Source organism: Streptomyces flavidovirens DSM 40150, assembly GCF_000429085.1.
GTDB classification, from domain to species: Bacteria; Actinomycetota; Actinomycetes; order Streptomycetales; family Streptomycetaceae; genus Streptomyces; species Streptomyces flavidovirens.
Genome location: NZ_AUBE01000034.1, coordinates 1 through 22196, shown reverse-complemented (window position 1 = coordinate 22196; position 22196 = coordinate 1). Strand labels below are relative to the sequence as shown.

Below are 22196 nucleotides of genomic sequence, written 5' to 3'. Positions count from 1 at the left end.
GTTTGAGGACCGGGGCGGGGCCGAGCCCCGTTCGGGAAGGGGCGGGGTGGGGAAAGGCTCCGCCCGGCTTCCGCTTCCGGCTCCCGGCTCTCGGTGCCGGCCACCCGCGCCCGCCCCCTCGCTTCCACCTCCCATCCCATCTCCCTCATCCCGTTCAGGAGCACCGAAACACCCATGACCTCTTCCTCCTCACCCAAAAACTCCGCCCGCCGCGGCATCGCCATCGGCGCGGCCGTCGCCGCCGCAGCCGTCCTGCTCGGCGTCGTCTCGTACACCGCCACCAAGCCCGGCGAGACCCGCACCGCCGTCTCCGCCGACGCGCCCGCCGCCGAGGTCTCCGCCGACCCGCAGGCCGGCGTCTACCCCGAGCTCGCGAAGCTCGCGCGGCGCGACCCCGAGGACTCGCTCGCGCAGGGCCGGGCCGACGCGCCCGTCGTGCTCATCGAGTACGCCGACTTCAAGTGCGGCTACTGCGGAAAGTTCGCCCGCGACACCGAGCCCGCCCTCGTGAAGAAGTACGTCGACGCCGGCACCCTGCGCATCGAATGGCGCAACTTCCCGATCTTCGGCGAGGAGTCCGAAGCGGCGGCCCGTGCGGCCTGGGCGGCCGGGCAGCAGGGCCGCTTCTGGCAGTTCCACGCGGCCGCGTACGCCGACGGTGCCAAGGAGAAGGGCTTCGGGGACGCCCGGCTCAAGGCCCTGGCCGAGGAGGCGGGGGTCAAGGACATCGCCCGCTTCAGCCGGGACGCGGGCAGCGAAGCCGCCGCGAAGGCTGTGAAGAAGGACCAGGAGGAGGCGTACCAGTTGGGTGCCACCTCCACGCCGTCCTTCCTCGTCAACGGCAGGCCGATCGCCGGCGCCCAGCCCGCCGAAACCTTCACCTCGGCCATCGAGTCGGCGGCGAAGACCGCGAAGGCGGGCGAGTGAGCGCCGGCATCGGGTATCTCGCCGCCTTCCTCGGCGGGCTCCTCGCCCTGCTCAGCCCGTGCAGCGCACTCCTGCTCCCCGCCTTCTTCGCGTACTCGATCGACTCGGCGTCACGCCTGACGGCCAGGACCGGCATCTTCTACGCCGGACTCGCCACCACCCTCGTACCGCTGGGCGCGGCCGGCTCGTACGCCGGGCGGCTCTTCTACGGGCACCGCGACCAGCTCGTCCTCGCCGGTGGCTGGCTGATCATCGCGCTCGGCGTCGCGCAGATCCTGGGCATGGGCTTCGCGTCCCGCCGTATCGCCGCCCTGTCGGGGCGGATCAGGCCCACGACGGCGGTCTCCGTGTACGCGCTGGGAGCCGTCTACGGCCTGGCGGGCTTCTGCGCGGGCCCCATCCTCGGCAGCGTCCTGACGGTCGCGGCCGTCAGCGGCAGTCCGGTGTACGGCGGACTGCTGCTGGCCGTCTACGCGTTGGGCATGGCCGTGCCGCTGTTCCTGCTGGCGCTGCTCTGGGAGCGGTTCGAACTGGGGAGGCGGCAGTGGCTGCGGGGGCGGGCGTTCAAGGTGGGGCGCTTCGAGCTGCACACGACGTCGCTGCTGTCCGGGCTCTTCTTCGTCGCCCTGGGTGCGCTCTTCCTCGTGTTCGACGGGACTACGGCCCTGCCCGGTCTCCTGGACGTGGACGACTCGTTCGCCGTCGAGCAGTGGGTGAGCGGCCTCGGCGAATCCGTCCCCGACGCCGTCCTGCTCACCGGTGTGGTGGCGGTGGTGGCCGTGGCGCTCGCCCTGCGCGCCCGGCGCCGCAAGGCCCCCGCCGAGGAGGGGTAACGCGAAAGGCCCCGTCCGGTGGACGGGGCCTTCGAAGTGGTGGCTGGGGCCGGGATCGAACCGGCGACCTATCGCTTTTCAGGCGATCGCTCGTACCAACTGAGCTACCCAGCCACTCGGATCTCTCGATCCGCAGCGGTCCTGACGGGATTTGAACCCGCGGCCTCCACCTTGACAGGGTGGCGAGCACTCCAAACTGCTCCACAGGACCAAGCGTGGTGCGAGAACAAGTCTCGCACACGGTTGTGCGTGCCCCCAACGGGATTCGAACCCGTGCTACCGCCTTGAAAGGGCGGCGTCCTGGGCCACTAGACGATGAGGGCTAGAGCCCGCCTGGGCGCTTTGCAGCGCGTCGGGGACGTGAGAAGCATATGGGATGGCGGGACCGTTCGCCAAAACGCTTTACGGGGAGGGCGCCGGGGAGGTCGGCGAAGGGGTGGCGGAGGGGGTCGGGGAAGGGGGTGCTCCGGGCCTGTTCTCGGCCGGGAGATGGCGGCTGACCTCGGCCGTCGTCAGGCCCAGGCCGCCCAGCGTGACCTCGTCCCAGGCCTGCAGCCGCTTGGTCGTACGGTCCAGATAGAGCACCGACGCACGCACCTTCTCCGGCTCGTCGTTCTGCAGCGCCCGCAGACCGCCGCCGCCCGTCGAACCCTCGATCTTGAGGCGGGTGCCGTGCTTGAGCACCTCCGTCCTGCGGTTGTGCACATGCCCGGCCAGGACCAGCGGAACCGTGCCGTCCGTCTCGCGCGCCGCGACCGGGTTGTGCGCCACCGCGATGTCGACGGGCGCGCCGGCCCGCTTCTGGTCGCGCAGGGCCGAGGCGAGGCGGATGCCCGCCATGCGTTCGGCCGGATCGCCCTGCGCCGCGACCGAGCGGTCCGGGGTGAACTGCGGGTCGCCGGTGCCCGCCACCCGGAGCCCCGCCACTGTCACCGCCTTGCCGTTGTCGAGGACGTGGACGCCCTTGAGCCGTTCGAGGTAGCGCTGGGTGGCGAGCGAATCGTGGTTGCCGCGCACCCAGACGTACGGGGCACCCAGGTCGGAGATCGGGTCGAGGAAGCCGTTCTCGGCGGCCGTGCCGTGGTCCATCGTGTCGCCGGAGTCGATGATCAGGTCGATGTCGTACTGCTCGACCAGCGAGCCGATGATGTGCCACGACGCCGGGTTGAGATGGATGTCCGAGACGTGCAGGACACGCATCGTGGCCGGGTCCGGCTGGTAGGTGGGGAGCGACGAGGTGGCGTCGTACAGCTTCGTCACATTGGTGACGAGCCGCGCCAGCTCCTTCTGGTAGACGTCGAACTCGCTGACGATGCTGCGCGCGTTGCCGACCACCGAGGGTGCGGAGGAGAGCAGGCCGGAGAACTTCGGCTCCAGGACCGACTTCGGGTTCCAGGTGGCGTACGCGCTGATGCCCGAGGCCGTCAGCAGGGCGAGCGCGAGGCCGCCCGCCGCCAGGGCGCGGCGCGGGCGCCGGTAGACGGCGAGGCCGAGGGCGGTGGCGCCCGACACGACGGCGACGCAGGAGCGTACGGCCAGGTCCGTCGCGCCGTCGGCCACGTCCTGGGTGATCTCTTCCTGGAGGCCGGAGAGGCGCTCGGGGTGTTCGACGAGGGCCTGGGAGCGGACCGGGTCGAGCTGGTCGACGTCCACGTCGAGGCGGACGGGGGCGACGTGGGTGTCGAGTTCGAGGGCGCCCAGCGGGGAGACGTTGATCTTCGTGCCGCCGGCGGCGGACGCGCGGAGCGTCATGGTCGTGTCCATCGGACCGACCGGCGTACGGACGCTGCCGACGATCAGCAGACCGAGCCAGGCACCGCAGAGCACCACCGCGGCGAGACCCAGGGCCCGCGCGTAGGGATGCGGGGTGTGGACGAGGGTGCTGGTGGGGGTGGTGGTGCGGGAGCGGTAGTGGCGTCGCAGTCGGGTCAGCGGCAGGATCTTCGTGGCACGAAAAGGGGCGCGGGCCATTGGTCCCGTATGCCCATGGGGGCGGCGGCTCATGCCGGGCGGAACTCACCCCACCCCGTCGCACGGAATTACGTGACAATGGCCGGGTGCTGGAGATGACGCGTGAGGAGTTCGAGGAACTGGTCGCCGAGGCGCTGGACAGGATCCCGCCGGAGCTGACGCGACTGATGGACAACGTCGCGGTGTTCGTGGAGGACGAGCCGGCGACGGACGACCCCGACCACGGCCCGGACCTGCTCGGACTGTACGAGGGGACCCCGCTGACGGACCGTGGCGAGTGGTACGCGGGTGTGCTGCCGGACCGGATCACGATCTACCGGGGGCCGACGCTGCGGATGTGCGAGTCCCGCGAGGACGTCGTCGCGGAGACGGAGATCACCGTCGTCCACGAGGTGGCGCACCACTTCGGGATCGACGACGAGCGGCTGCACGCACTGGGGTACGGGTGAGCCGGCTGAGCCACCCGACCGGTTCTGAGGGCGCGATCGACCCCGATGTCGATCTCCATGTGCCCGCGCAGCGCGCCGAGACCGCCGGGCGCGGCAAGTGGCGGGTGCTCGCGGCGATCTCCGCGGGCGGTGTCCTGGGGGCGCTGGCCAGGTACGGCGCGGTGGTCCTGTGGCCCGGAAGCGTGTGGACGGTCTTCGGCGTCAATGTGGTGGGCTGCGCGCTGATCGGCGTACTGATGGTGCTGGTGAGCGAGCAGGGCCGGGGGCACGCGCTGCTCAGGCCGTTTCTCGGGGTCGGCGTGCTCGGTGGCTTCACGACCTTCTCGACGTACGCCGTGGATGTGGCGCGGCTGCTGGAGCGGGGGGAGGCGCTCACCGCGATGGGGTACGCCGCCGGCACCCTCGCGGGGGCGCTGGGTGCGGTGTGGGCCGGCGTGGCGGTGACGCGGGCTGCCGTGGCGCGGGCGGGGGCCGCCTCGTGAACTGGCTGTTGGTGGCGGTGGGGGCGGCCGTCGGGGCGCCGCTGCGGTATCTGACGGACCGTGCGGTGCAGGTGCGGCACGACTCGGTGTTCCCGTGGGGGACGTTCGTGGTCAACGCGGGGGCGAGCCTGTTGCTGGGGGTGCTGACGGGGGCGCTGGTGTTCTCGGGGACGTACGCGCTGCTCGGGACCGGGCTGTGCGGGGCCCTTTCGACGTACTCGACTTTCAGTTACGAGACGCTGCGGCTGGCGGAGCGCGGCTGGACGTTCCTCGCGGTGGCCAATGTGGGGGCGTCACTGCTGGTGGGGCTCGGCGCCGTCTTTCTCGGGTTCGATGTCGCGCGGGGGCTGGTGCAGTAGCGGTCGTCGGGGGGCGCTCCTTGCGTGTCTCTTGTGGGCCAAAGGGAGTTGGGCAGTGAAATCCCGCCCGCCGTGCCCCGGAGGTGCCGCCCGTGCGCCAGTTGCTCCCGCCTGCCCGATTTGCTCCTGTCAGATTGGCCGCCGCCGCCCTCGCGGTCGCGGCGTCCGCGGGATGCATGAGCGTGAGCGACGAGGGAGGCAAACCGGCGCCGTCCCGTTCGGCGGCCCGGCAGGGGGCCGCGGCGGCGGAACCCGACGGCGGGCAGGCGCGGACCGGGGCGGGAATGGGCCGTACGGGCGGGCGGCCCGAAGCCGGCCGCGACGGCGGCGAGAAGGCTGACGACGGCAAGGCCGTGGACGACGCCTCGGCGAGTCCCGGCGCGTCGCCGGGCGCCTCGGCCGCACCGTCGAAGAGCGGCCAGGCCCCGCCCCGGCGCGACGGCCCCCGGCCGAAGCCGCGCCCCGGCGTGCCGACGCCGACGCAGGACACGCCGGCGCCGACGCCGCCCCCGGAGCCGTCCGAGCCGCCGCCGGCCACGGAGCCGCCGCCTCCGGAGCCGTCCGAGCCGGAGCCGACCCCGCCGCCGCCGTCGGCGTCGCCGGCGGCGGACACGCAGACGGCGGCGATGGGGCAGCGGCGGGAGATGAAGCGCGAGCCGGCGGCATCGCCGCAGGTGGGGCCGGTGTAGCGACCCCGGTTTGCCAGAAGTGGGGGAGGGTGCGTATGGTTATAGATCGTTTGATCCCATTGCCCGGCGCCGTTGAGTTCTCGTAAAAGACGAGGGCCTTGAGCGCCCCGTGGCGCGTACTCTCCCTTACCGTGACTGACCGCACTGAGGCGGTCGATTTGCGATTGATTTGCGATTTCACGGAGTTTGGGCGCGTGCCGAGACTCCGAGAGGTTTCGCATTTCGTATGTCCATTTCCAGCACTGACCGCACCGCCATGCCCGAGAACGCCGAGACGGTCGTAGCGACCGCCGACGTCATCGAGGCCACCGAGCTCACCGCAGAGATCCCGGCCGAGATCACCGAGCTCGACGACGCGGTCGAGGCCGCTGAGGCCACTGAGGCGGACGACACCGAGGCCGCGGCCGACGTCGACGCCGAGCCCACTGTGACCTTCGCCTCCCTGGGCCTGCCGGACGGCATCGTCCGCAAGCTCGCGCAGAACGGCGTCACCGCCCCCTTCCCGATCCAGGCCGCGACCATCCCGGACGCCCTGGCCGGCAAGGACATCCTCGGCCGTGGCCGCACCGGCTCCGGCAAGACGCTCTCCTTCGGTCTGCCGACCCTGGCCGCGCTGGCCGGCGGTCACACCGAGAAGAAGAAGCCCCGCGCGATCATCCTCACGCCGACGCGTGAGCTCGCGATGCAGGTCGCGGACGCCCTTCAGCCGTACGGCGACGTACTCGGCCTGAAGATGAAGGTCGTCTGCGGCGGTACGTCCATGAGCAACCAGATCTACGCCCTGGAGCGCGGCGTCGACGTCCTCGTCGCCACTCCGGGCCGGCTGCGCGACCTGCTCAACCGAGGCGCCGCGTCGCTCGCGAACGTCCAGGTCGCCGTCCTCGACGAGGCCGACCAGATGTCCGACCTGGGCTTCCTGCCCGAGGTCACCGAGCTGCTCGACCAGATCCCCGGCGGCGGCCAGCGGATGCTCTTCTCCGCCACCATGGAGAACGAGATCAGCACGCTGGTCAAGCGCTACCTGACCAACCCGGTCACCCACGAGGTCGACAGCGCCCAGGGCAACGTCTCGACCATGACCCACCACGTCCTCGTCGTGAAGCCGAAGGACAAGGCGCCGGTCACGGCCGCGATCGCCGCCCGCAAGGGCCGCACGATCATCTTCGTCCGCACCCAGCTGGGCGCGGACCGCATCGCCGAGCAGCTCCAGGACTCGGGCGTCAAGGCCGACGCGCTGCACGGCGGCATGACGCAGGGCGCCCGTACGCGCGTCCTCGAGGACTTCAAGAAGGGTTACGTCAACGCCCTGGTCGCCACCGACGTCGCCGCTCGCGGCATCCACGTCGACGGCATCGACCTGGTCCTGAACGTGGACCCGGCCGGCGACCACAAGGACTACCTGCACCGCTCGGGCCGTACGGCTCGTGCGGGCAAGTCCGGCGTAGTCGTCTCGCTCTCCCTGCCGCACCAGCGTCGCCAGATCTTCCGCCTGATGGAGGACGCGGGCGTCGACGCCTCGCGCCACATCGTCGGCGGTGCGGGCGCGTTCGAGCCGGAGGTCGCCGAGATCACCGGCGCCCGTTCGCTGACCGAGGTCCAGGCCGACTCCGCGAACAACGCCGCCAAGCAGGCGGAGCGCGAGGCCAAGGAGCTCACCCGCGAGCTGGAGCGCGTCCAGCGCCGAGCGACCGAGCTCCGCGAGGAGGCCGACCGTCTGGTGGCCCGCGCGGCGCGTGAGCGTGGCGAGGACCCGGACGAGGCTGTCGCCGAGGCGGCCAAGGCCGCCGAGGCCGAGCTGGCTGCGGCTGAGGCCGCCGCCGCTGTTCCGGCCCAGGCGCCGGAACGCCGTGACGACCGGGGCAACTTCCAGCGCCGTGACGACCGCGGCGACCGTGGTGGCGACCGCGGCGGGCGTCCGTTCGAGCGTCGTGACGACAACCGTGGTGGCGGCTTCCGCCGCGACGACCGTGGTGGCGAGCGCGGTGGCTTCCAGCGTCGTGACGACCGTCCGGCCGGTGGCGACCGTGGTGGCCGTCCGTTCGAGCGCCGCGACGACAACCGTGGTGGCGGCTTCCGTCGTGACGACCGTGGTGGCGAGCGCGGCGGTTTCCAGCGTCGTGACGACCGTCCGGCCGGTGGCGACCGTGGTGGCCGTTCCTTCGAGCGCCGCGACGACAACCGTGGCGGTGGCTTCCGCCGCGACAACGACCGTCGTGACGACCGCGGTGGCGACCGTGGCGGCTTCCAGCGCCGTGACGACCGTCCGGCCACCGGTGGCGGCTTCCGCTCCGGCGGCGCCGACCGTCCGTTCAACCGCGACCGTCGTGACGACCGTCCGGCCGGCGGCGGCTTCCGCACCGGCGGCCACGACCGCCCGCAGGGCCGTCGTGACGACCACCGCGGCACCGGCACCGGTACCGGCACGGCCACCGGCTCGTTCGGCCGCCGTGACGACAAGCCGCGCTGGAAGCGCAGCTGATCCCCCGATCAGTGTGATCAACCCGGCGGCGTAACGCGCTGACCTGCGAAGCGGGCCCGTTCTTCACGAACGGGCCCGCTTTTCTTTGCCCCTCCTCACATGGGTAACTCCTGTTACGCTCCGCCGACTTGCATGGGGGGCACTTCCGCCGGCGTGGCTCGGTTCGATTCGCCACCGGCGCACACTTCCGAGGCCCGCGCGGCTCCGACAGCCCCAGTAAACCGATACCCGATCGGCTGGCGGGCTCGCTGCGGCTATGCTCGGGGGTGATCCGCCAAGGGCCGTTAGCTCAATTGGCAGAGCAGCGGACTTTTAATCCGTTGGTTGTGGGTTCGAGTCCCACACGGCCTACCAACCGCAGCGAGGGGCTATGCCTCTCTGACCTGCTACTCAGCGCCTCGACTGGCTTCGGCCGGCCGGGGCGCTTTCGTGCTTCCGGTTGGCCGCCTCCGACGTGCGCGTGCGGTGGAGGGTAGGAACACTGGGGGCATGACTGAAAAGGCGCTTCTTGAGGGCGGGCCGGATGATCTGACCGAGCGGATCGTTCCGATTACGCCTCCCGGACAAGAGCTGAAGATTCCGCACCGCGGCGGATACGAACACTTCAAGGTCACGTCGCGGCATCAGGAGACCGACCAGGGGCGTGTGACGGTCTACGAGTGGTGGGAGCGTACGGAGGTCGCCGAGTAACGGCCTTCGGGGGGAGGCGGGTTGGGCGCCGTCTGCCGTGGGGTGCGTACAGGTGGTCGATGCGCGGGGTTCAAGTGGTCGAGGGCGGTCCCCTGATGGCGTACAGTTGGGTTCAACGACGCGGGGTGGAGCAGCTCGGTAGCTCGCTGGGCTCATAACCCAGAGGTCGCAGGTTCAAATCCTGTCCCCGCTACTGAAGAAGAAACGAAGGCCCGGATCTTGAAAGAGATCCGGGCCTTCGTCGTGTTCGGGGGAGGGGGAGGGGCGGCCGCTGTCCCCCGTTCGGCCGACCGCCGATGGTCGTGCGGCGCGGCTACGGCCGGCCCGGGCTGGGCGCGGTACCGTCCGCAGCCGGTGCGCGGCGAGCAGGAGACCACTGGTGGGGAAGCAAGGCGGAGTGGGCGCCGGGCGCGGCCCGGGTGAGGCTTGGCGGTTCGTCCGGGCGCTGCCGGCGCTGCTGATCGCCGGCGGATGCGTCCTGGACGTCACCACGCCGCCGGACTTCACCGCGTCGCCGCTCTTCACCGCCGCCCCGCTGATCGCCGCACCGCTCTTCTCACTCCTCAGCACCCTGGTGACCGGCGGCGTCGCGACCGCCGCCGTCATCGGGCTGCATCTCCACAAGGGCACCTCCGCCCACGTCGAGTCCGTGACCGAGCTGATCACGATGGTGACCGTCGCCGCCCTCGCGCTCGTCATCAACCGCGTCGTACGCCGCAGCGGCCGGCGGCTCGCCTCGGCCCGCACCATCGCCGAGGCGGCCCAGCGCGCCGTGGTCCCCGTGCCCGCCGACCGGATCGCCGGGCTGCATGTCGCCGCGCGGTACGAGGCCGCTCAGGCGGACGCGTTCATCGGCGGCGACCTCTTCGCCGTACAAGACACGCCGTCCGGGGTGCGGCTGGTGGTCGGCGACGTACGCGGGAAGGGGCTCGGCGCGGTGGAGGCGGTGGCTGTCGTCGTCGGGGCGTTCCGGGAGGCCGCCGAGCAGGAGAGCACGCTCGAAGAGGTCGCGCAGCGGCTGGAGCGGGCGCTTACGCGGGAGGGCGCGCGGCGGGACGGGCTCGACGCCTTCGAGGGCTTCACGACGGCCGTACTGGCCGAGATCCCACGCGGTGAGGGCGTCGTGAGGCTCGTCAACCGGGGCCATCCGGAACCGCTTTTGCTGTACGCCGACGGGGATCTCGCGGAGATCGTGCCGGCCGAGGCCGCGCTGCCCCTGGGGATGGGAGACCTGGGCGCCTGGCCGGACCGGGCGCAGGAGTACGCGTTCCCGCCGGGCGCCACGCTGCTGCTCTACACGGACGGCCTGTCCGAGGCGCGGAACGCCGCGGGCGTCTTCTACGACCCGGCCGCGCGGCTGCGCGGGCGGCTCTTCCCGGGCCCCGACGAGCTGCTCGACGTGCTCATCGACGACGTACGGCTGCACACGTCGGGGGCCGCCACGGACGACATGGCCCTGCTGGCGGTCGGGCGGCCCGCCGAGGGGCAGCAGGACCGCCGCAGGACCGTGAGCCTGGTCAGGCGGGCCGGTCGGCAGCCGGCCGGTCGAACCAGTGCAGGCTCTGGCCGTGCGGGGCCGTGAAGGCGACCGCGTGCTCGTCGAGGGCGAGGGTGAGCAGGTGTTCGTCGTCGGGGGCGGGGGCGTCGAGCCACGGCAGCACGGTGTGGTGCTCGTTGGAGATCCAGTGGCCGGGCAGTTCGCGCACGAGCGCGGCGAACTCCTCGCGGCGGGCGAGCGGCAGGTACGTCAGTACGGCGGTGTGGAAGACGACCAGGGTGGCGTCCGCCGGGGCCCCGGCCGCCAGCGCCGGGAGGTCGTCGACCAGGTCGCCGCGGACGATGCGGGGGCTGGGCGCCGTACGTACGGCCTCGATGGCGGCGAGCAGCCGGCCCGGGCGCTCCGGTTGGCCGGGCCAGATCAGTGACTGGAGCCAGCGGACGTCCTCCTCGTCGGTGGGGTCGAGGGGGTTGAGGTCGATGCCGGCGCGCCAGGCGATGTCCGGGAGCGCGGTGGGCAGGGGCGCGGGGCCCTCCGTACGGCAGTCGAAGGTGACGGGGGAGCTGCCCAGGACGGCGCCGTCGTTGTAGCGGTAGGCGTAGCGGTCGGGGTGGAGGCACAGGCCCGCCGATGCGCCGACCTCGATGAGGGCGAGCGGCTGGGGGAGCGTGGCGAGGAGCGGCAGCAGGGTGGCGCAGCGGGCGGGTTCGTTGGTCTGGGTGAAGCGGGCGAGCATGACGTCGCGTACGGCGTCCCAGTGGGCCAGGGTCCAGTCGCGGAAGGGAGCCCACTGCTCGTAGGGGCCGCCGAGGTGGCGGACGGCGGCGAGGAGGAGGTTGGGCTGCTGCTTGTTGCCGGGCGGGAGGGCGGCGATGTGGGCGCAGAAGTCCTCGTCCTCGCTGATGCGGGCGGTGAGTTCGGCGTACGCGGGGGATACGCCGCTTGCCTGCTGCTCGGAGAACTCGCGGTAGCGATCGGCCACCGACTGCGTGTTGTTGACGACCATGGGGAGAAGTTAGTCGTGCGACCGGTGTGCGACCGTCATTGCGACGGTGGGTAATCGCGAGACGCCACTGCGCATAACAATTGACGAACCGTCATGGTGAGGATGTTTCCTGAGGGGTGGTCAATTTGTCCGGCTGCGTTCGCCTGTGTCCTGATTGGTGCAGGTCAAGACCCTTAACGATCAACTGGAACAGCTTGGAAACCGGAGCCTCTGTCTATTAACGTTCGATAACGCAGCGCGGTCGTCCCAGTCGTCGCAAGAGACGACACCGTGCGCACGCGCCGAATCCCGCAAGGGAACCGGGGAACCACGTTCCTTGGGGTGAATCGGGCCGCTTCGTACCGACGGAGAGGCCCGTAGGAGACCTTCCTGCTCCGAACCCGTCAGCTAACCCGGTAGGCGAGAAGGAAGGAAAGGAGCACGCCTCCGTGGCGTCCAACAGGCCTGCCCCCGAAGCCACTCTGCCCCCTTACGGGGCGCCCGACCACACCGGTAACTACATGGGCGCGGAGGGGACCTGGGAGGAATGGAATCCGACTGAGGATTCCGTCCGGCCCGTACGCGGTCGTCACCGCGTCGCCAAGCAGCGCGGCGGTCTCGGCCGCAGCTCCACCGTTCTCGGCGTAGGCGTCATCGCCGCGGTCGGCGCGGGAGGCATCGCCACCGCGCAGGACAAGCCGGCCATCTCGATCTCCCTTCCCGACGCGATAGCGGACTCACGGCCCGACCCCAACTCACTACCCGGTGTCGGCTCTTTGATGTCCGACGACGCGGAATCCGGCTCAGGAGCGCAGGCGGGCACGGCGAACCAAGCGGTCGTGGCGGCCTCCCCGCTCACCACCGCGGGCGTCACCACCGCCGACGCCCAGCAGGGCACCACCGACGCCGGCGAGGCCCTGCGCGCCCGCATCCTCCAGCAGGCCGAGCAGCAGCAGGCCGCCGCCGACGCCGAGGTGCAGGTGGCCGCCGAGCAGGAGGCCGCAGAGAAGGCCGCGGCCGAGGCGAAGAAGCAGCAGAGCGCGGCCGAGGCCAAGGAGGCCGAGGAGAAGCGCGAGGCAGAGGAGAAGAAGCGCAAGGCGGAGGAAGAGGCCGAGCGCAAGGCGGAGGAGCAGCGGCTCGCCGAGCTGGCCGCCAGCTACTCGCTGCCCACCTCGTCGTACACGCTCACCTCCACCTACGGCCAGTCCGGCTCGATGTGGTCCTCCGGCCAGCACACCGGCCTCGACTTCGCCGCCCCGACGGGCACGCCCGTCAAGGCCGTGCACGGCGGAACGATCAAGTCCGCGGGCTGGTCGGGTTCGTACGGCTACCGCATCGTCCTGGAGCTCCCGGACGGTACGGAGGTCTGGTACTGCCACCTCTCCTCGATGACCGTCACGTCCGGCGAAGTCGGTACGGGTGACGTCATCGGCCGCGTGGGCGCCACCGGCAACGTCACCGGGCCGCACCTGCACCTCGAAGTGCACACGCCCGGCGGGGCCGGGGTGGACCCGGCGGCGTGGCTGCGCGGCAAGGGCCTCTCCGTCTGACGGCCTCTCCGTCTGACGGCCTGTCCGCACGGCTCTCCCCCTGTCCCGGCAGTCCTGGCGCCCGCCCCCCGCGCCCAGGGCTGCCGGCCTGTTCGGGGTCGCCGCCGCCCGGGCGGCTATTGCTGCCGGTACGGGTTGTACGCGGCGTAGTCCTGGTGCGGCGCGGGGCGCTGGGACGGGGGCGGTCCGTACCCGTACGGCTGACCGTACTGCTGCCCGTACGGCTGACCGGGCGGTTGCCACGGCTGTTGCCACGGCGACGGCCACGGTGGCGGCCAGGGCGGTGGGACGCGCAGGCGGCCCGTGGCCCGCGCCGCGTACTCCAGGGCCGGTCCGGCCACCTCCCTGCGCTGCCACAGGTGGTGCAGCAGCTCCTGCTCGCGTGCCGGGAAGTCCGGTCCCAGTGCGCCGCGGTGGGCCCGGTGGCGCAGGAAGGCGAGGGACGTGGCGAAGGCCTCGTACTCGGCGACGGCACGGGCGGCGGCCCGGCCCGAGGCGCGGCTTCCGGCGCCGCCTCCGTACGTACGGGCCGCCGCGCCCCGCGCCAGCGAGCGGGCACGCATCGAGGACAGCGCGAGCGGCTCGGCGGGCCGCAGCCAACCGGCGGTGGCATAGGCGGGCAGCTCGGCGGCTATCGTGCGCAACTCGCCCTGGCGCGTCCAGACCACCAGCCAGGTCAGCAGCGCGAACGCGGGGACCATGAAGACGGCGTACACGAGGTAGAAGCCGTACCCCCCGAAGACTGCCGAGCCGTTCCACAGGGCGTGCATGCCCATCGCGAAGGTCAGACCGAGCAGCGGCAGCGCGATACGCCGCCACCGCCCCCGGCGGCGCGGCGGCGCGAGCGCGGCGAGCCCGAAGCCGATGCCCGTCAGCACGGTGAACAGCGGGTGCGCGAAGGGGGACATCACTACCCGTACGAAGAAGGTCGCCGCCGTCACCGACGAGAGGCCGGAGGCGCCGGCCTCCTGGTCCTCCCCGAAGGCGTTGCCGAGGTAGAGGATGTTCTCGGTGAAGGCGAAGCCGGTCGCCGTGAACCCGGCGACCACCACGCCGTCGACGATCCCGGTGAAGTGCCGTCTGCGGAAGAGGAAGATCAGCAGCACGGCCGCCGCCTTGGCGCTTTCTTCGACGACCGGTGCTATCACCGTCGCGCCGAGGGATTCGGCCGCCGCCGGGTCGGCGGTGGCCGTCGCTATCCAGCGGGTCGCGAAACTGTTCGCGATGATCGCGACGAGGGCGGCGGCGAACGCGCCCCAGGCGAAGGCGAAGACGAGGTTCCGCCAGGGTTCGGGCTCCACCCGGTCCAGCCAGCGGAACGCCGCCAACAGCAGCGGCACCGGCAGCACCGCGAGCCCCAGCCCGACCAGGAAGCCGTGCGTACCGGTCTGGTCGCGGACGATCGCCAGGATCACCAGGCCGCAGAGCGCGAGCACGGTGATCACCGCACCCGCACGCACCGCCCTGGTGCGCCACCAGGCGCGGCGCGGCTTGTAGCGCCAGTGCGCAGGCGGCGGTACGGCGGTGAACTGCGGCTGCTGCTCACAGTCCGGGACCGCCGGGTGCTGCCGGGGGTGCGGAGGTGTCTCGTACACCCGTCGACCCTAACGAGGGGCACTGACACCTGGCGATGGAGCCTTGCCGATTACCGATTGCCGACTGCCGACTACCGATTACCGGCGGCGGAAGAGGTGGCTGTGCGGCGGAAGAGGAGGTCGTGCACCACGTGCCCCTTGTCCAGGCCCTGTCCCTCGAAGCGGGTGAGCGGCCGGAACGCGGGCCGGGGCGCGTAGCCGCCGTCCGGGACGGTGTTCTCGAAGTCGGGGTGCGCGGTGAGCACCTCCAGCATCTGCTCGGCGTACGACTCCCAGTCGGTCGCGCAGTGCACGAGCGCGCCGGGTGCGAGGCGGGGCGCGACGAGGTCGAGGAACTCGGGCTGGATGAGGCGCCGCTTGTGGTGGCGCTTCTTCGGCCACGGGTCGGGGAAGTAGACGCGCAGGCCGGCGAGGGAGGCGGGCGGCAGCATCTCGCGCAGCAGAATAATCGCGTCGCCGTTCGCCACGCGGACATTGCTCAGTCCGGCGCGTTCCGCCAGAGCGAGCAGGTTGCCCTGGCCGGGGGTGTGTACGTCGACGGCGAGGATGCCGGTGCCGGGGTCCTCGGCGGCCATCTGGGCGGTGGCCTCGCCCATCCCGAACCCGATCTCCAGCACGACGGGGAGGCCGCGGCCGCCGAAGAGCTCGTCGAGGTCGAGGACGCGCCGCCCGTCGATGTCCAGGCCCCACTGGGGCCACAGCCGCTCCAGCGCCTCGGCCTGCCCCGTGGTCACCCGGCTCCGCCGCGGCTGGAAGCTGCGAATCCGCCGCTCGTGGTGCGACCCGGCGGGGTCGGGCGCGGGACCGCCGGGGAAGCGGGGCTCACCCTTGGCTCGGTGGATGGGGGAGACGTGGGGGGCGGCGGCGTCGGGGCGGACGCGGGAGAACTCAGACACAGTGCCCCCAATTCTACGGCGCGGCGGGGAGGGCGCGGCATGAGCGTGCCCCCGCGGAACTTTCCTCCCTCCCGCTCCTTCCCACAGCCTGCCCGGCCACCGCACCGGCACCCGGTGACCGCGCCACTCCGATCCCCATGCCCATCCCCACCCCTACACCGCCGCCCCCAACACCCCCAGCGCGCGCCGAGCCACCTGTCTTCCGATGGGGAGTGACGCCGTCGCTGCCGGGGAAGGGGCGTTCAGGACATGGATCGTGCGGGGGCTTTCCTGGATCAGGAAGTCGTCGACCAGCGTTCCGTCCCGGAGTACCGCCTGCGCCCGTACCCCCGCCGGTGCCGGCCGCAGGTCCGCCTCCGTGACGTCCGGGAGCAGCCGGCGCACGGCGTCGGTGAACGCGCGCTTCGACAGCGAGCGGTGCAGTTCCCCCGCCCCGTACCGCCAGTGGCGCCGGGCTATCCGCCAGGAACCCGGCCAGGCGAGCGTCCCGGCCAGCTCGCGCGGCCGCACCGCCGACCAGGCGTAACCCTCCCGCGCGAGCGCCGGCACCGCGTTCGGCCCGACGTGTACGCCGCCGTCCATGCCCCGCGTCAGGTGCACCCCGAGGAAGGGGAACGCCGGATCCGGCACCGGGTAGACCAGGCCGCGCACCAGCTCCGGGCGCGCCAGGTCGAAGTACTCGCCGCGGAAGGGAACGATCCGCATACCGGGGTCGTCGCCCGCCAGCCGCGCCACCCGGTCGCAGTGCAGCCCGGCGCAGTTCACCAGGACCCGCGCCCGCACCACCGCCCCGTCCGCCGTACGCACGGCCACACCCCACGGTCGCCGGTCCACGACGGCCACCTCCGCGCCGTACCTGATCTCCGCGCCCGACGCCCCCAGGCTCTGCGCGAGCTGCCCCGCGACCGCCCCGAAGTCGCACACGCCGGTCGTGGCGACGTGGATCGCGGCCAGGCCCCGTACGTTCGGCTCGTACTCCGCTATCTGGGCGGCTCCGAGCTCCCGCACCGGAATGCCGTTCTCGCGGCCGCGCTGCACCAGCGCGTGGAGCCGCGGCAGCTCCGCCCGCTCGGTCGCGACGATCAGCTTGCCCGTGACCTCGTGCGCGATGCCGTGCTCCGCGCAGAACTTGATCATCTCGGCCGCGCCCCGCACCGCGTACCGCGCCTTGAGGGAGCCCGGCCGGTAGTAGATGCCGCTGTGGATCACGCCGCTGTTGCGCCCGGTCTGGTGCAGGGCGGGGGCCCGCTCCTTCTCCAGCACCGTCACGCGCGTGCCGGGCGCGGCGCGTGTGAGGGCGTACGCCGCCGAGAGACCGACGATCCCCGCACCGATCACCAGCACATCGCAGTCGTACGGCATCGCTTCACCTCCCACCGCGGCCATGTCCGGATCCGTGTCCTCCGGGAGAGCACCCCCGGACTCCCGATGATGCACTGACCCACTGACAATGCGCTTCGAACCACCGGCAGAACGGTCCGTACGCCGCCCGTGACGCCGGTCCTCGCACCGCTCCTCGCCCCGCCCCGCCCCCCTACGCCGGCGCCACCAGCAGCGGCCGCGCCCGCTCCCGCAGCTCCGCGACCCGCGGCTCGTCGCCGTACGGCTCCAGCCGGTGCAGCAGATCCCGTACGTACTCGGTGGTCCGCGCCGACGAGATCCGCCCCGCGACCTCCACCGCCCGGGTGCCCGCCGCGCACGCCGCATCGAGGTTCCCGGACTCCAGCTCCGCGACCGCCGACACCACGAGCCGCAGCCCGTGCGAGCGTACGAACTCCTCCGTCGGCCGCGACAGCGCCTGCTCCGTGAACCGCCGCACCTGCCGCGGCGCCTTCAGGTCGCGGTAGCACTCCGCCGCGTCCGCCGCGAACCTGTCGTACGAGTAGAAGCCCAGCCAGGTCGGATCGGGATCGCCCTCCCGCGCCCGCTCCAGCCAGCCCTCCGCCGCCTTCAGCGCGGCACCCGCCGCCTGCGCGTCACCCGCCTTCGCGTGCGCCCGCGCCTCCACCAGCCGGAAGAAGCTCATGGTGCGGGCGGTGGCGAGCCCCCTGTTCCGCTCCAGCGCGGCCTGCGCCAGATCGACCCCCTCGTCGGCGAAACCGCGGTAGGTGGCCTGGAGGGACATCGACGCCAGGACGTACCCGCCCAGCGGCACATCGGCCGCCGCGCGGGCGAGCCTCAGGGCCTGGATGTAGTACCGCTGAGCGGCCTCCTGCTGCCCGGTGTCGAAGGCCATCCACCCGGCCAGCCGCGTCAGTTCGGAGGTGGCGCCGAAGAGCGAGCGGCCGACGTCGTCGCTGTACGAGCCGAGGAGCAGCGGCGCCGCGTCAACCCGTAAGCACTCCGGGACCATCGACGAACGCCAGTCCCCGCCGCCGTACTTGGAGTCCCAGCGCCGCGCGTCCTCCGCCGCCTCCCGCAGCTTGGCCACATCCGCGTGCCCCACCCGCAGCGGCGTCGCGTCGGGCGCGGACTCGGCGGACGCCGTGGAGTCCCGCGCGACCGACGAGTCGGCGGGTGTTATCAGCCACCGGGACGCGGGCGTGGCATACGCGCTGACCGCGAACGAACCGGCCAGGGACTGCCAGATGCCGCCGCCGCCCGCCCGCCGGCCGGCCAGATCCAGCCGGTACAGCTCGGTCGCCGACCGCACCGCGGCCGATACGTCGCGCGGAAAGGCCAGGCCGACCTCCGGCGCCGGATCGGCGTCCGCCAGACCGATCTCGTGCAGCGGCACGGGACGGCCGAGCTTCGCGCCGATGGCGGCGGCGATGAGATGAGGCGCGGCGCCCTGCGGCACCATGCCCTTGGACACCCACCTCGCCACCGACGTCTTGTCGTAACGAAGTGTCAGGCCGCGTTGCGACCCCAGATCATTGACCCGCCTCGCCAGGCCGGCATTGCTGATTCCCGCGAGGGCGAGAACCGTGCCGAGCTTTTCGTTCGGCCCGCGTTGCTCCCTGGACATGCGCCACCCCTCGACACAGACGGCCGTCCGGCGGGGACATTTCAAGCCGTACCGCCCGCACAACCACGCGGCCAGCCCTGCCGGAATATGCGGCCCGCTCAGAACATCAGTAAACCCAGCGTAGTTCTCCGCATCCCGACCGTTAAGGGGCGGTGGTCCGTATGGCGAGATTCGTGTAGTTACACGAACGCCCGTGCTCCGCCCCGTGCTCCGTGTGTGTGGCCGTGCGCCCGCCCTGCGCTCTCGTCGCTCCGGCACGGGGGCCGTTCCATGGGAGTCGCGTGGGTCGGCCCGCTGCACTGGGTCCAGCGGGCTGGGGGACACCGCCGCCTTCATCCCCGCGGGCGGCGGACCGGTCCGGGAGGCGAACAGCGCCTCCCGGACTGTGCGTTCCCCCGCGGCCGCCCGTGGTACCGCCGCGCCCGCAGAATGGCCGAATGGCGCCTGTCGCCCAAACCGGTCGAAGTCCTGTGCGCGGCGGGCGCATTGACTTGCCCGTACGCCCTCCGTACCCCCTCCTGCGTGCCGTTGTCGTGGCAGCATGGTCCCGAAGCCGCTTCTCGGACTCTCCCGATGCCGCTTCGGTACGTGCGTGTGGTTGCCCACAGCCTGTGGAGGCGCGATGCGGTGGTTGGTGGGGTGGAGCAGTGTCGCCGCCAGCTTCGGGACGGTGGGAGCGGTCGGCGCGCCCGGCACGGCCGGCACCACCCCTTCCGCCGGCCATCCCTCGTCCCACGCCTCCTCCGACCACGAATCGCGCACCGTGCACCCCGTCGGCTCCCAGCTCCTGTGGGGCGACCCCGACCCCCTGTGGGCCGTCGGCGACTGGCGCCCCGACGAGGTCCGTACCCTCAGCGTCGACCCCTTCACCCGAATCGCCGTCCTCGGCTGCTGCGGCGCGACCGACGAAGAACTGCGCGTCGGCCTCTTCGCGGCGCGCGGCGGCGCACTGCGGCACCTGACCGCGTGGTCCGGCAGCTACACCGCCGTCGTCCAGGTCGGCCGCCGCGTCACCGTGGCCGGTGACCTGGCAGGTGCGCGCCCCGTGTTCTATACGCCCTGGGCCAATGGCACCGCGTACGCCACCGCCGCGCTCCCGCTCGCCGACCTCATCGAGGCACAGCTCGACATCGGCCATCTCGCGGCGCTGCTCGCCTGCCCCGACGTACCCGAGGCACTGCGCGACGGCACGCCGTACGCCGGTGTGCGGCGCATCCCGCCCGGCCACGCCCTCGTCCTGCGCGAGGGTTCGCGCGAGATCACCGGGTACGAACCGGTGGCCTCCCTCGCCGTCGCCGCGCCCCAGCTCGACCCGGAGCGCGCTGTCGACGGCGTACGCGACGCCCTGGTGGAAGCGGTACGGGCGAGGCTCACCGCACCGCGCCACGCCCCCGAGACCGCGCCGCCCGACCCGGGGCCCGTCCCCGGCATGGGCCCCGCCGACCGCCGGGCCGCCCGCGGCGCGCCCGTCCCCGGCATCGGCGCCGACCTCTCGGGCGGCAGCGCGTCGGCGACGCTCGCGCTCCTCGCGGCGGGCCTGCCGGGGCTGCCCGGCACCGTCCTGGGCCACGGCACGGGCGCCGGGGAGCGGCTGCTCGCCGTCACCTTCAACGACCTGACCGCCGAAGGCCCCGGCGGCGAGGCCGAGTTGCAGCGGGCCGGCGCGATCGCCGCCAACCCCCGGTTGCACCACGTCGTCGTAGCCGCCGGTGAAGAGGCCCTTCCGTACACCGACTTGGACAGCGGCCCGCTCACCGACGAACCGGGCCCCTCCCTGGTCACCGCCGAACGCCACCGCCGCCGTCTCGCCGCAGGCAGCGCCGACCACTTCACGGGGCATGGCGCCCGCCAGGTCCTGGACGCCCACCCGGCGCGCCTCGCCGACCTCCTGATGGACCGCAGACGGCGCGACCTGCTGCGCCCCGTCACCGCCCTCGCCAAGGTCGAAGGGCCCTCCGCCCACTCCCTCTTCGTCCCGCTGACCGTCTACCGCGCCGCACGCCGCCTCGCCCGTACGCCGTACCGTGCGGGCATCGAGGAAGCGGCGGCCCGCCTCAAGGACCGCCGTTTCGACGAGCCGGGCTCCAGGGGCAGGGGAAGGGACAGGGACAGGGGTACGGGCAACGGCCCGGTGACCGCCCTGGACGCCTCACTCGCGGCCCTCGCCTGGACCAGGCCGGGACCTGCGGCCCGCTGGCTGACGGGTGAGGCGCTGGCTGAAGTATCGGTTCGCCTCCAGGCTTCGGCCCTCAGACCCTCGTCGGTGCAGCGGCCGGGCGAGGCCCGCGCGCGGGCTGCCCTGGCCCGGGCGGCGGCCGACCACCGGGTCTTCGAGCAGGCCGCGGAGGTACGCAGCCAGCGCCTGCACGCCCCCTTCCTGGACAACCAGGTCGTACGGGCGTCCCGCGCTCTCCCCGAAGCCCTGCGGGTCCAGCCGGGCGCCCGCGCGGCGATCCTGCGCGCGGTCCTGTCCGGGGCGGGCGTCAAGGACCTGCCGCCGGGCTGGGGCGCCACATCCCATGCCTCCTCAGCGGCGGCCGCCCGGGCCGGACTGCGCGCAGCGGTCGGCGACTTGATCGCACTCTTCGACGCCCCGCTGCTGGCCGACGCGGGCCTGATCGAGGCCCGCGTCGTACGCAAGGCCCTGCGCGCGGCGGCCGAGGGCGAGCCGGTCCCCCTGGACGGCCTGGCCGACCTGGTCTCCACGGAACTGTGGCTGCGCCGCCTGGTCTCACGCCGCGGAACGTGCTGGACAGGAACGGCGGCCCCACGCCAACGCGCGGTAGCGGGCGGAGTACCCCCACGCCGGGCCCTGTGACCCCGCGCCCTTCGGGCCCGTCCTCAAACGCTGCGTTGCAGCCCGTCCGGCGTTTGAGGACCGGGGTCCGGGGCAGCGCCCCGGTTCGGGAAGGGGCGGGGTGGGGAACAGGCCCGCCGCAGGCGCCCGCCCGCCCAGCCCCGCCCCCTACCCGCCGCAGCTGATCCGCGACTGCGCCCAGTCCACCGGCAGCATCGACTCGTGCGGATGCTCCGGCTCCGCCACGAGCCGGATCGACTCCCGCCCCGAGATATCGGCCCGCACCGGCACAGCCCCGTCGTTGCCGCGCACCAGCCCCGACTGCCACAGCAGCGCGCCGTCCCCGTACAGCGAGAAACGCGCGGCGCCGACCCCCAGCGTCATGTCGTCGATGCCGACCAGCGCGTCGTAGGCGGTGCACGCCCGGTTGAGGTCGATGGTGACAGACGACTTCGCGTGCGTCGTTACGCCGTTTCCGTACCGCACACCACCGATCGACATGCCGTAGCGCTGCCACAGCCAACTGCTCCCGCCGAGCCGCACCTCCGGCTCGGTGTGGTCACCGAACGTGCTGTACGCCAGCGCGTTCACCTGGTAGACGTCCGGGGCAGGCGGTGGCGCGGGCGGCGGCGGCGGCGGTGGCGTCGGCTTCGGCGCGGGGGGCGCGGGCGGGGGCGGCTTCGGCGTGGGCGCGGGCTCCGCCTTCGTCGGCGTCGGCGTAGGTGTGGGTGTGGGTGTGGGCGAAGGGGGAGGCGTAGGCGTCGGGGACGGCGCAGGCGGAGCCACCGGCGGCGGTTTCGGAGCCGGAGGCGCGGGCGGCGCGGGCCGCTTGGACGGCCCAGGGCTCGGCTGCGGTACGACCGGCCGGGACACCGGCGGCTTGGCCACCGGCTTCGGCTTGGGCCTCGCGTCTTCACCCGCCAGCGCGAACACCACCCCCGCCGTCACCGCCGCGGCCACCGCCGCACCGATCGCCACCTTGGCCGGTACCCCAACGGCTTCAGCACCGGCCGCGCCCCCGGCCGCAC

18 protein-coding genes, 5 tRNA genes and 1 riboswitch are annotated in these 22196 nt (G+C 72.7%); of the genes, 13 read left to right on the top strand and 10 right to left on the bottom strand.

Features of this window, described 5'->3' with window-relative positions:
- Positions 1–174: 174 nt before the first annotated feature.
- Positions 175–927 carry a DsbA family protein gene (locus G412_RS36470; RefSeq protein WP_037650156.1) on the top strand — a complete coding sequence of 251 codons (753 nt, stop codon included), beginning with the start codon at positions 175–177 and terminating at the stop codon, positions 925–927.
- The gene (locus tag G412_RS0128880; protein ID WP_028815098.1) at positions 924–1760 is read left to right on the top strand and encodes a cytochrome c biogenesis CcdA family protein; all 837 of its coding nucleotides are present in this window, start codon (positions 924–926) and stop codon (positions 1758–1760) included. The genes G412_RS36470 and G412_RS0128880 overlap by 4 nt, the downstream gene beginning before the upstream one ends.
- 37 nt (positions 1761–1797) lie before the next feature.
- On the opposite strand, the gene G412_RS0128875 is transcribed toward G412_RS0128880, so the two are convergent.
- The 4 genes from G412_RS0128875 to G412_RS0128860 all read right to left on the bottom strand — a co-directional run bounded on the left by G412_RS0128875 (position 1798) and on the right by G412_RS0128860 (position 3731).
- A tRNA-Phe gene (locus tag G412_RS0128875) sits at positions 1798–1874 on the bottom strand.
- Positions 1875–1896: 22 nt separating this feature from the next.
- Positions 1897–1971 (bottom strand) — tRNA-Asp (locus G412_RS0128870).
- Between the two features lie 39 nt (positions 1972–2010).
- Positions 2011–2083, bottom strand: a tRNA-Glu gene (locus G412_RS0128865).
- Between the two features lie 79 nt (positions 2084–2162).
- A complete protein-coding gene (locus tag G412_RS0128860) occupies positions 2163–3731 on the bottom strand; it encodes a metallophosphoesterase family protein (RefSeq protein ID WP_037650153.1) in 1569 nt (522 codons plus the stop codon).
- Positions 3732–3817: 86 nt separating this feature from the next.
- Between G412_RS0128860 and G412_RS0128855 the strand changes: the two genes are divergently transcribed.
- The 9 genes from G412_RS0128855 to G412_RS36465 all read left to right on the top strand — a co-directional run bounded on the left by G412_RS0128855 (position 3818) and on the right by G412_RS36465 (position 10461).
- Positions 3818–4180, top strand: a complete 363-nt coding sequence (locus G412_RS0128855) for a metallopeptidase family protein (RefSeq protein WP_028815096.1) — start codon at positions 3818–3820, stop codon at positions 4178–4180.
- Positions 4181–4185: 5 nt separating this feature from the next.
- Positions 4186–4662, top strand: a complete 477-nt coding sequence (locus G412_RS0128850) for a fluoride efflux transporter FluC (protein WP_028815095.1) — start codon at positions 4186–4188, stop codon at positions 4660–4662.
- Complete coding sequence (locus G412_RS0128845; protein ID WP_028815094.1) at positions 4659–5021, top strand: fluoride efflux transporter FluC; 363 nt, start codon at positions 4659–4661, stop codon at positions 5019–5021. The genes G412_RS0128850 and G412_RS0128845 overlap by 4 nt, the downstream gene beginning before the upstream one ends.
- A gap of 176 nt (positions 5022–5197) precedes the next feature.
- Positions 5198–5710, top strand: a complete 513-nt coding sequence (locus G412_RS0128840; RefSeq protein ID WP_244283290.1) for a hypothetical protein — start codon at positions 5198–5200, stop codon at positions 5708–5710.
- A gap of 226 nt (positions 5711–5936) precedes the next feature.
- Positions 5937–8189: a DEAD/DEAH box helicase gene (locus tag G412_RS0128835; RefSeq protein ID WP_028815092.1), complete on the top strand. Its 2253-nt coding sequence runs from the start codon at positions 5937–5939 to the stop codon at positions 8187–8189.
- Between the two features lie 278 nt (positions 8190–8467).
- Positions 8468–8543, top strand: a tRNA-Lys gene (locus tag G412_RS0128830).
- Between the two features lie 135 nt (positions 8544–8678).
- Positions 8679–8879, top strand: a complete 201-nt coding sequence (locus tag G412_RS0128825; protein ID WP_028815091.1) for a DUF5988 family protein — start codon at positions 8679–8681, stop codon at positions 8877–8879.
- 119 nt (positions 8880–8998) lie between these two features.
- Positions 8999–9072: transfer RNA gene (locus G412_RS0128820), tRNA-Met, on the top strand.
- A gap of 183 nt (positions 9073–9255) precedes the next feature.
- A complete protein-coding gene (locus G412_RS36465; protein ID WP_051338674.1) occupies positions 9256–10461 on the top strand; it encodes a PP2C family protein-serine/threonine phosphatase in 1206 nt (401 codons plus the stop codon).
- Here G412_RS36465 and G412_RS0128810 read toward each other — a convergent pair.
- Positions 10397–11383 carry a DUF2332 domain-containing protein gene (locus tag G412_RS0128810; protein WP_028815090.1) on the bottom strand — a complete coding sequence of 329 codons (987 nt, stop codon included), beginning with the start codon at positions 11381–11383 and terminating at the stop codon, positions 10397–10399. The genes G412_RS36465 and G412_RS0128810 overlap by 65 nt on opposite strands.
- Positions 11384–11652: 269 nt before the next feature.
- A riboswitch (cyclic di-AMP (ydaO/yuaA leader) is annotated at positions 11653–11800 on the top strand.
- An 11-nt stretch (positions 11801–11811) separates the two neighbouring features.
- Here G412_RS0128810 and G412_RS0128805 point away from each other — a divergent pair.
- Positions 11812–12912 carry a M23 family metallopeptidase gene (locus G412_RS0128805; protein ID WP_028815089.1) on the top strand — a complete coding sequence of 367 codons (1101 nt, stop codon included), beginning with the start codon at positions 11812–11814 and terminating at the stop codon, positions 12910–12912.
- A gap of 116 nt (positions 12913–13028) precedes the next feature.
- On the opposite strand, the gene G412_RS0128800 is transcribed toward G412_RS0128805, so the two are convergent.
- The 4 genes from G412_RS0128800 to G412_RS0128785 form a co-directional block, all read right to left on the bottom strand.
- Complete coding sequence (locus G412_RS0128800) at positions 13029–14507, bottom strand: PrsW family intramembrane metalloprotease (RefSeq protein WP_028815088.1); 1479 nt, start codon at positions 14505–14507, stop codon at positions 13029–13031.
- A gap of 71 nt (positions 14508–14578) precedes the next feature.
- The gene (gene trmB / locus G412_RS36460) at positions 14579–15349 is read right to left on the bottom strand and encodes a tRNA (guanosine(46)-N7)-methyltransferase TrmB (RefSeq protein WP_106964186.1); all 771 of its coding nucleotides are present in this window, start codon (positions 15347–15349) and stop codon (positions 14579–14581) included.
- Positions 15350–15556: 207 nt separating this feature from the next.
- Entirely contained in the window at positions 15557–16789 is a 1233-nt protein-coding gene (gene lhgO, locus G412_RS0128790; protein ID WP_244283288.1) for an L-2-hydroxyglutarate oxidase, read from the bottom strand.
- 148 nt (positions 16790–16937) lie between these two features.
- Positions 16938–18371, bottom strand: coding sequence for an NsdA family TPR-like regulatory protein (locus tag G412_RS0128785; RefSeq protein ID WP_028815086.1), 1434 nt, complete (start codon positions 18369–18371; stop codon positions 16938–16940).
- 622 nt (positions 18372–18993) lie between these two features.
- Here G412_RS0128785 and G412_RS0128780 point away from each other — a divergent pair.
- Positions 18994–21189, top strand: a complete 2196-nt coding sequence (locus tag G412_RS0128780) for an asparagine synthase-related protein (RefSeq protein WP_037650149.1) — start codon at positions 18994–18996, stop codon at positions 21187–21189.
- A 147-nt stretch (positions 21190–21336) separates the two neighbouring features.
- Here the strand turns inward: G412_RS0128780 and G412_RS38645 are convergent.
- The coding region (locus G412_RS38645) for an NPCBM/NEW2 domain-containing protein (protein WP_208857949.1) at positions 21337–22196 on the bottom strand (860 nt) is incomplete at its 5' end.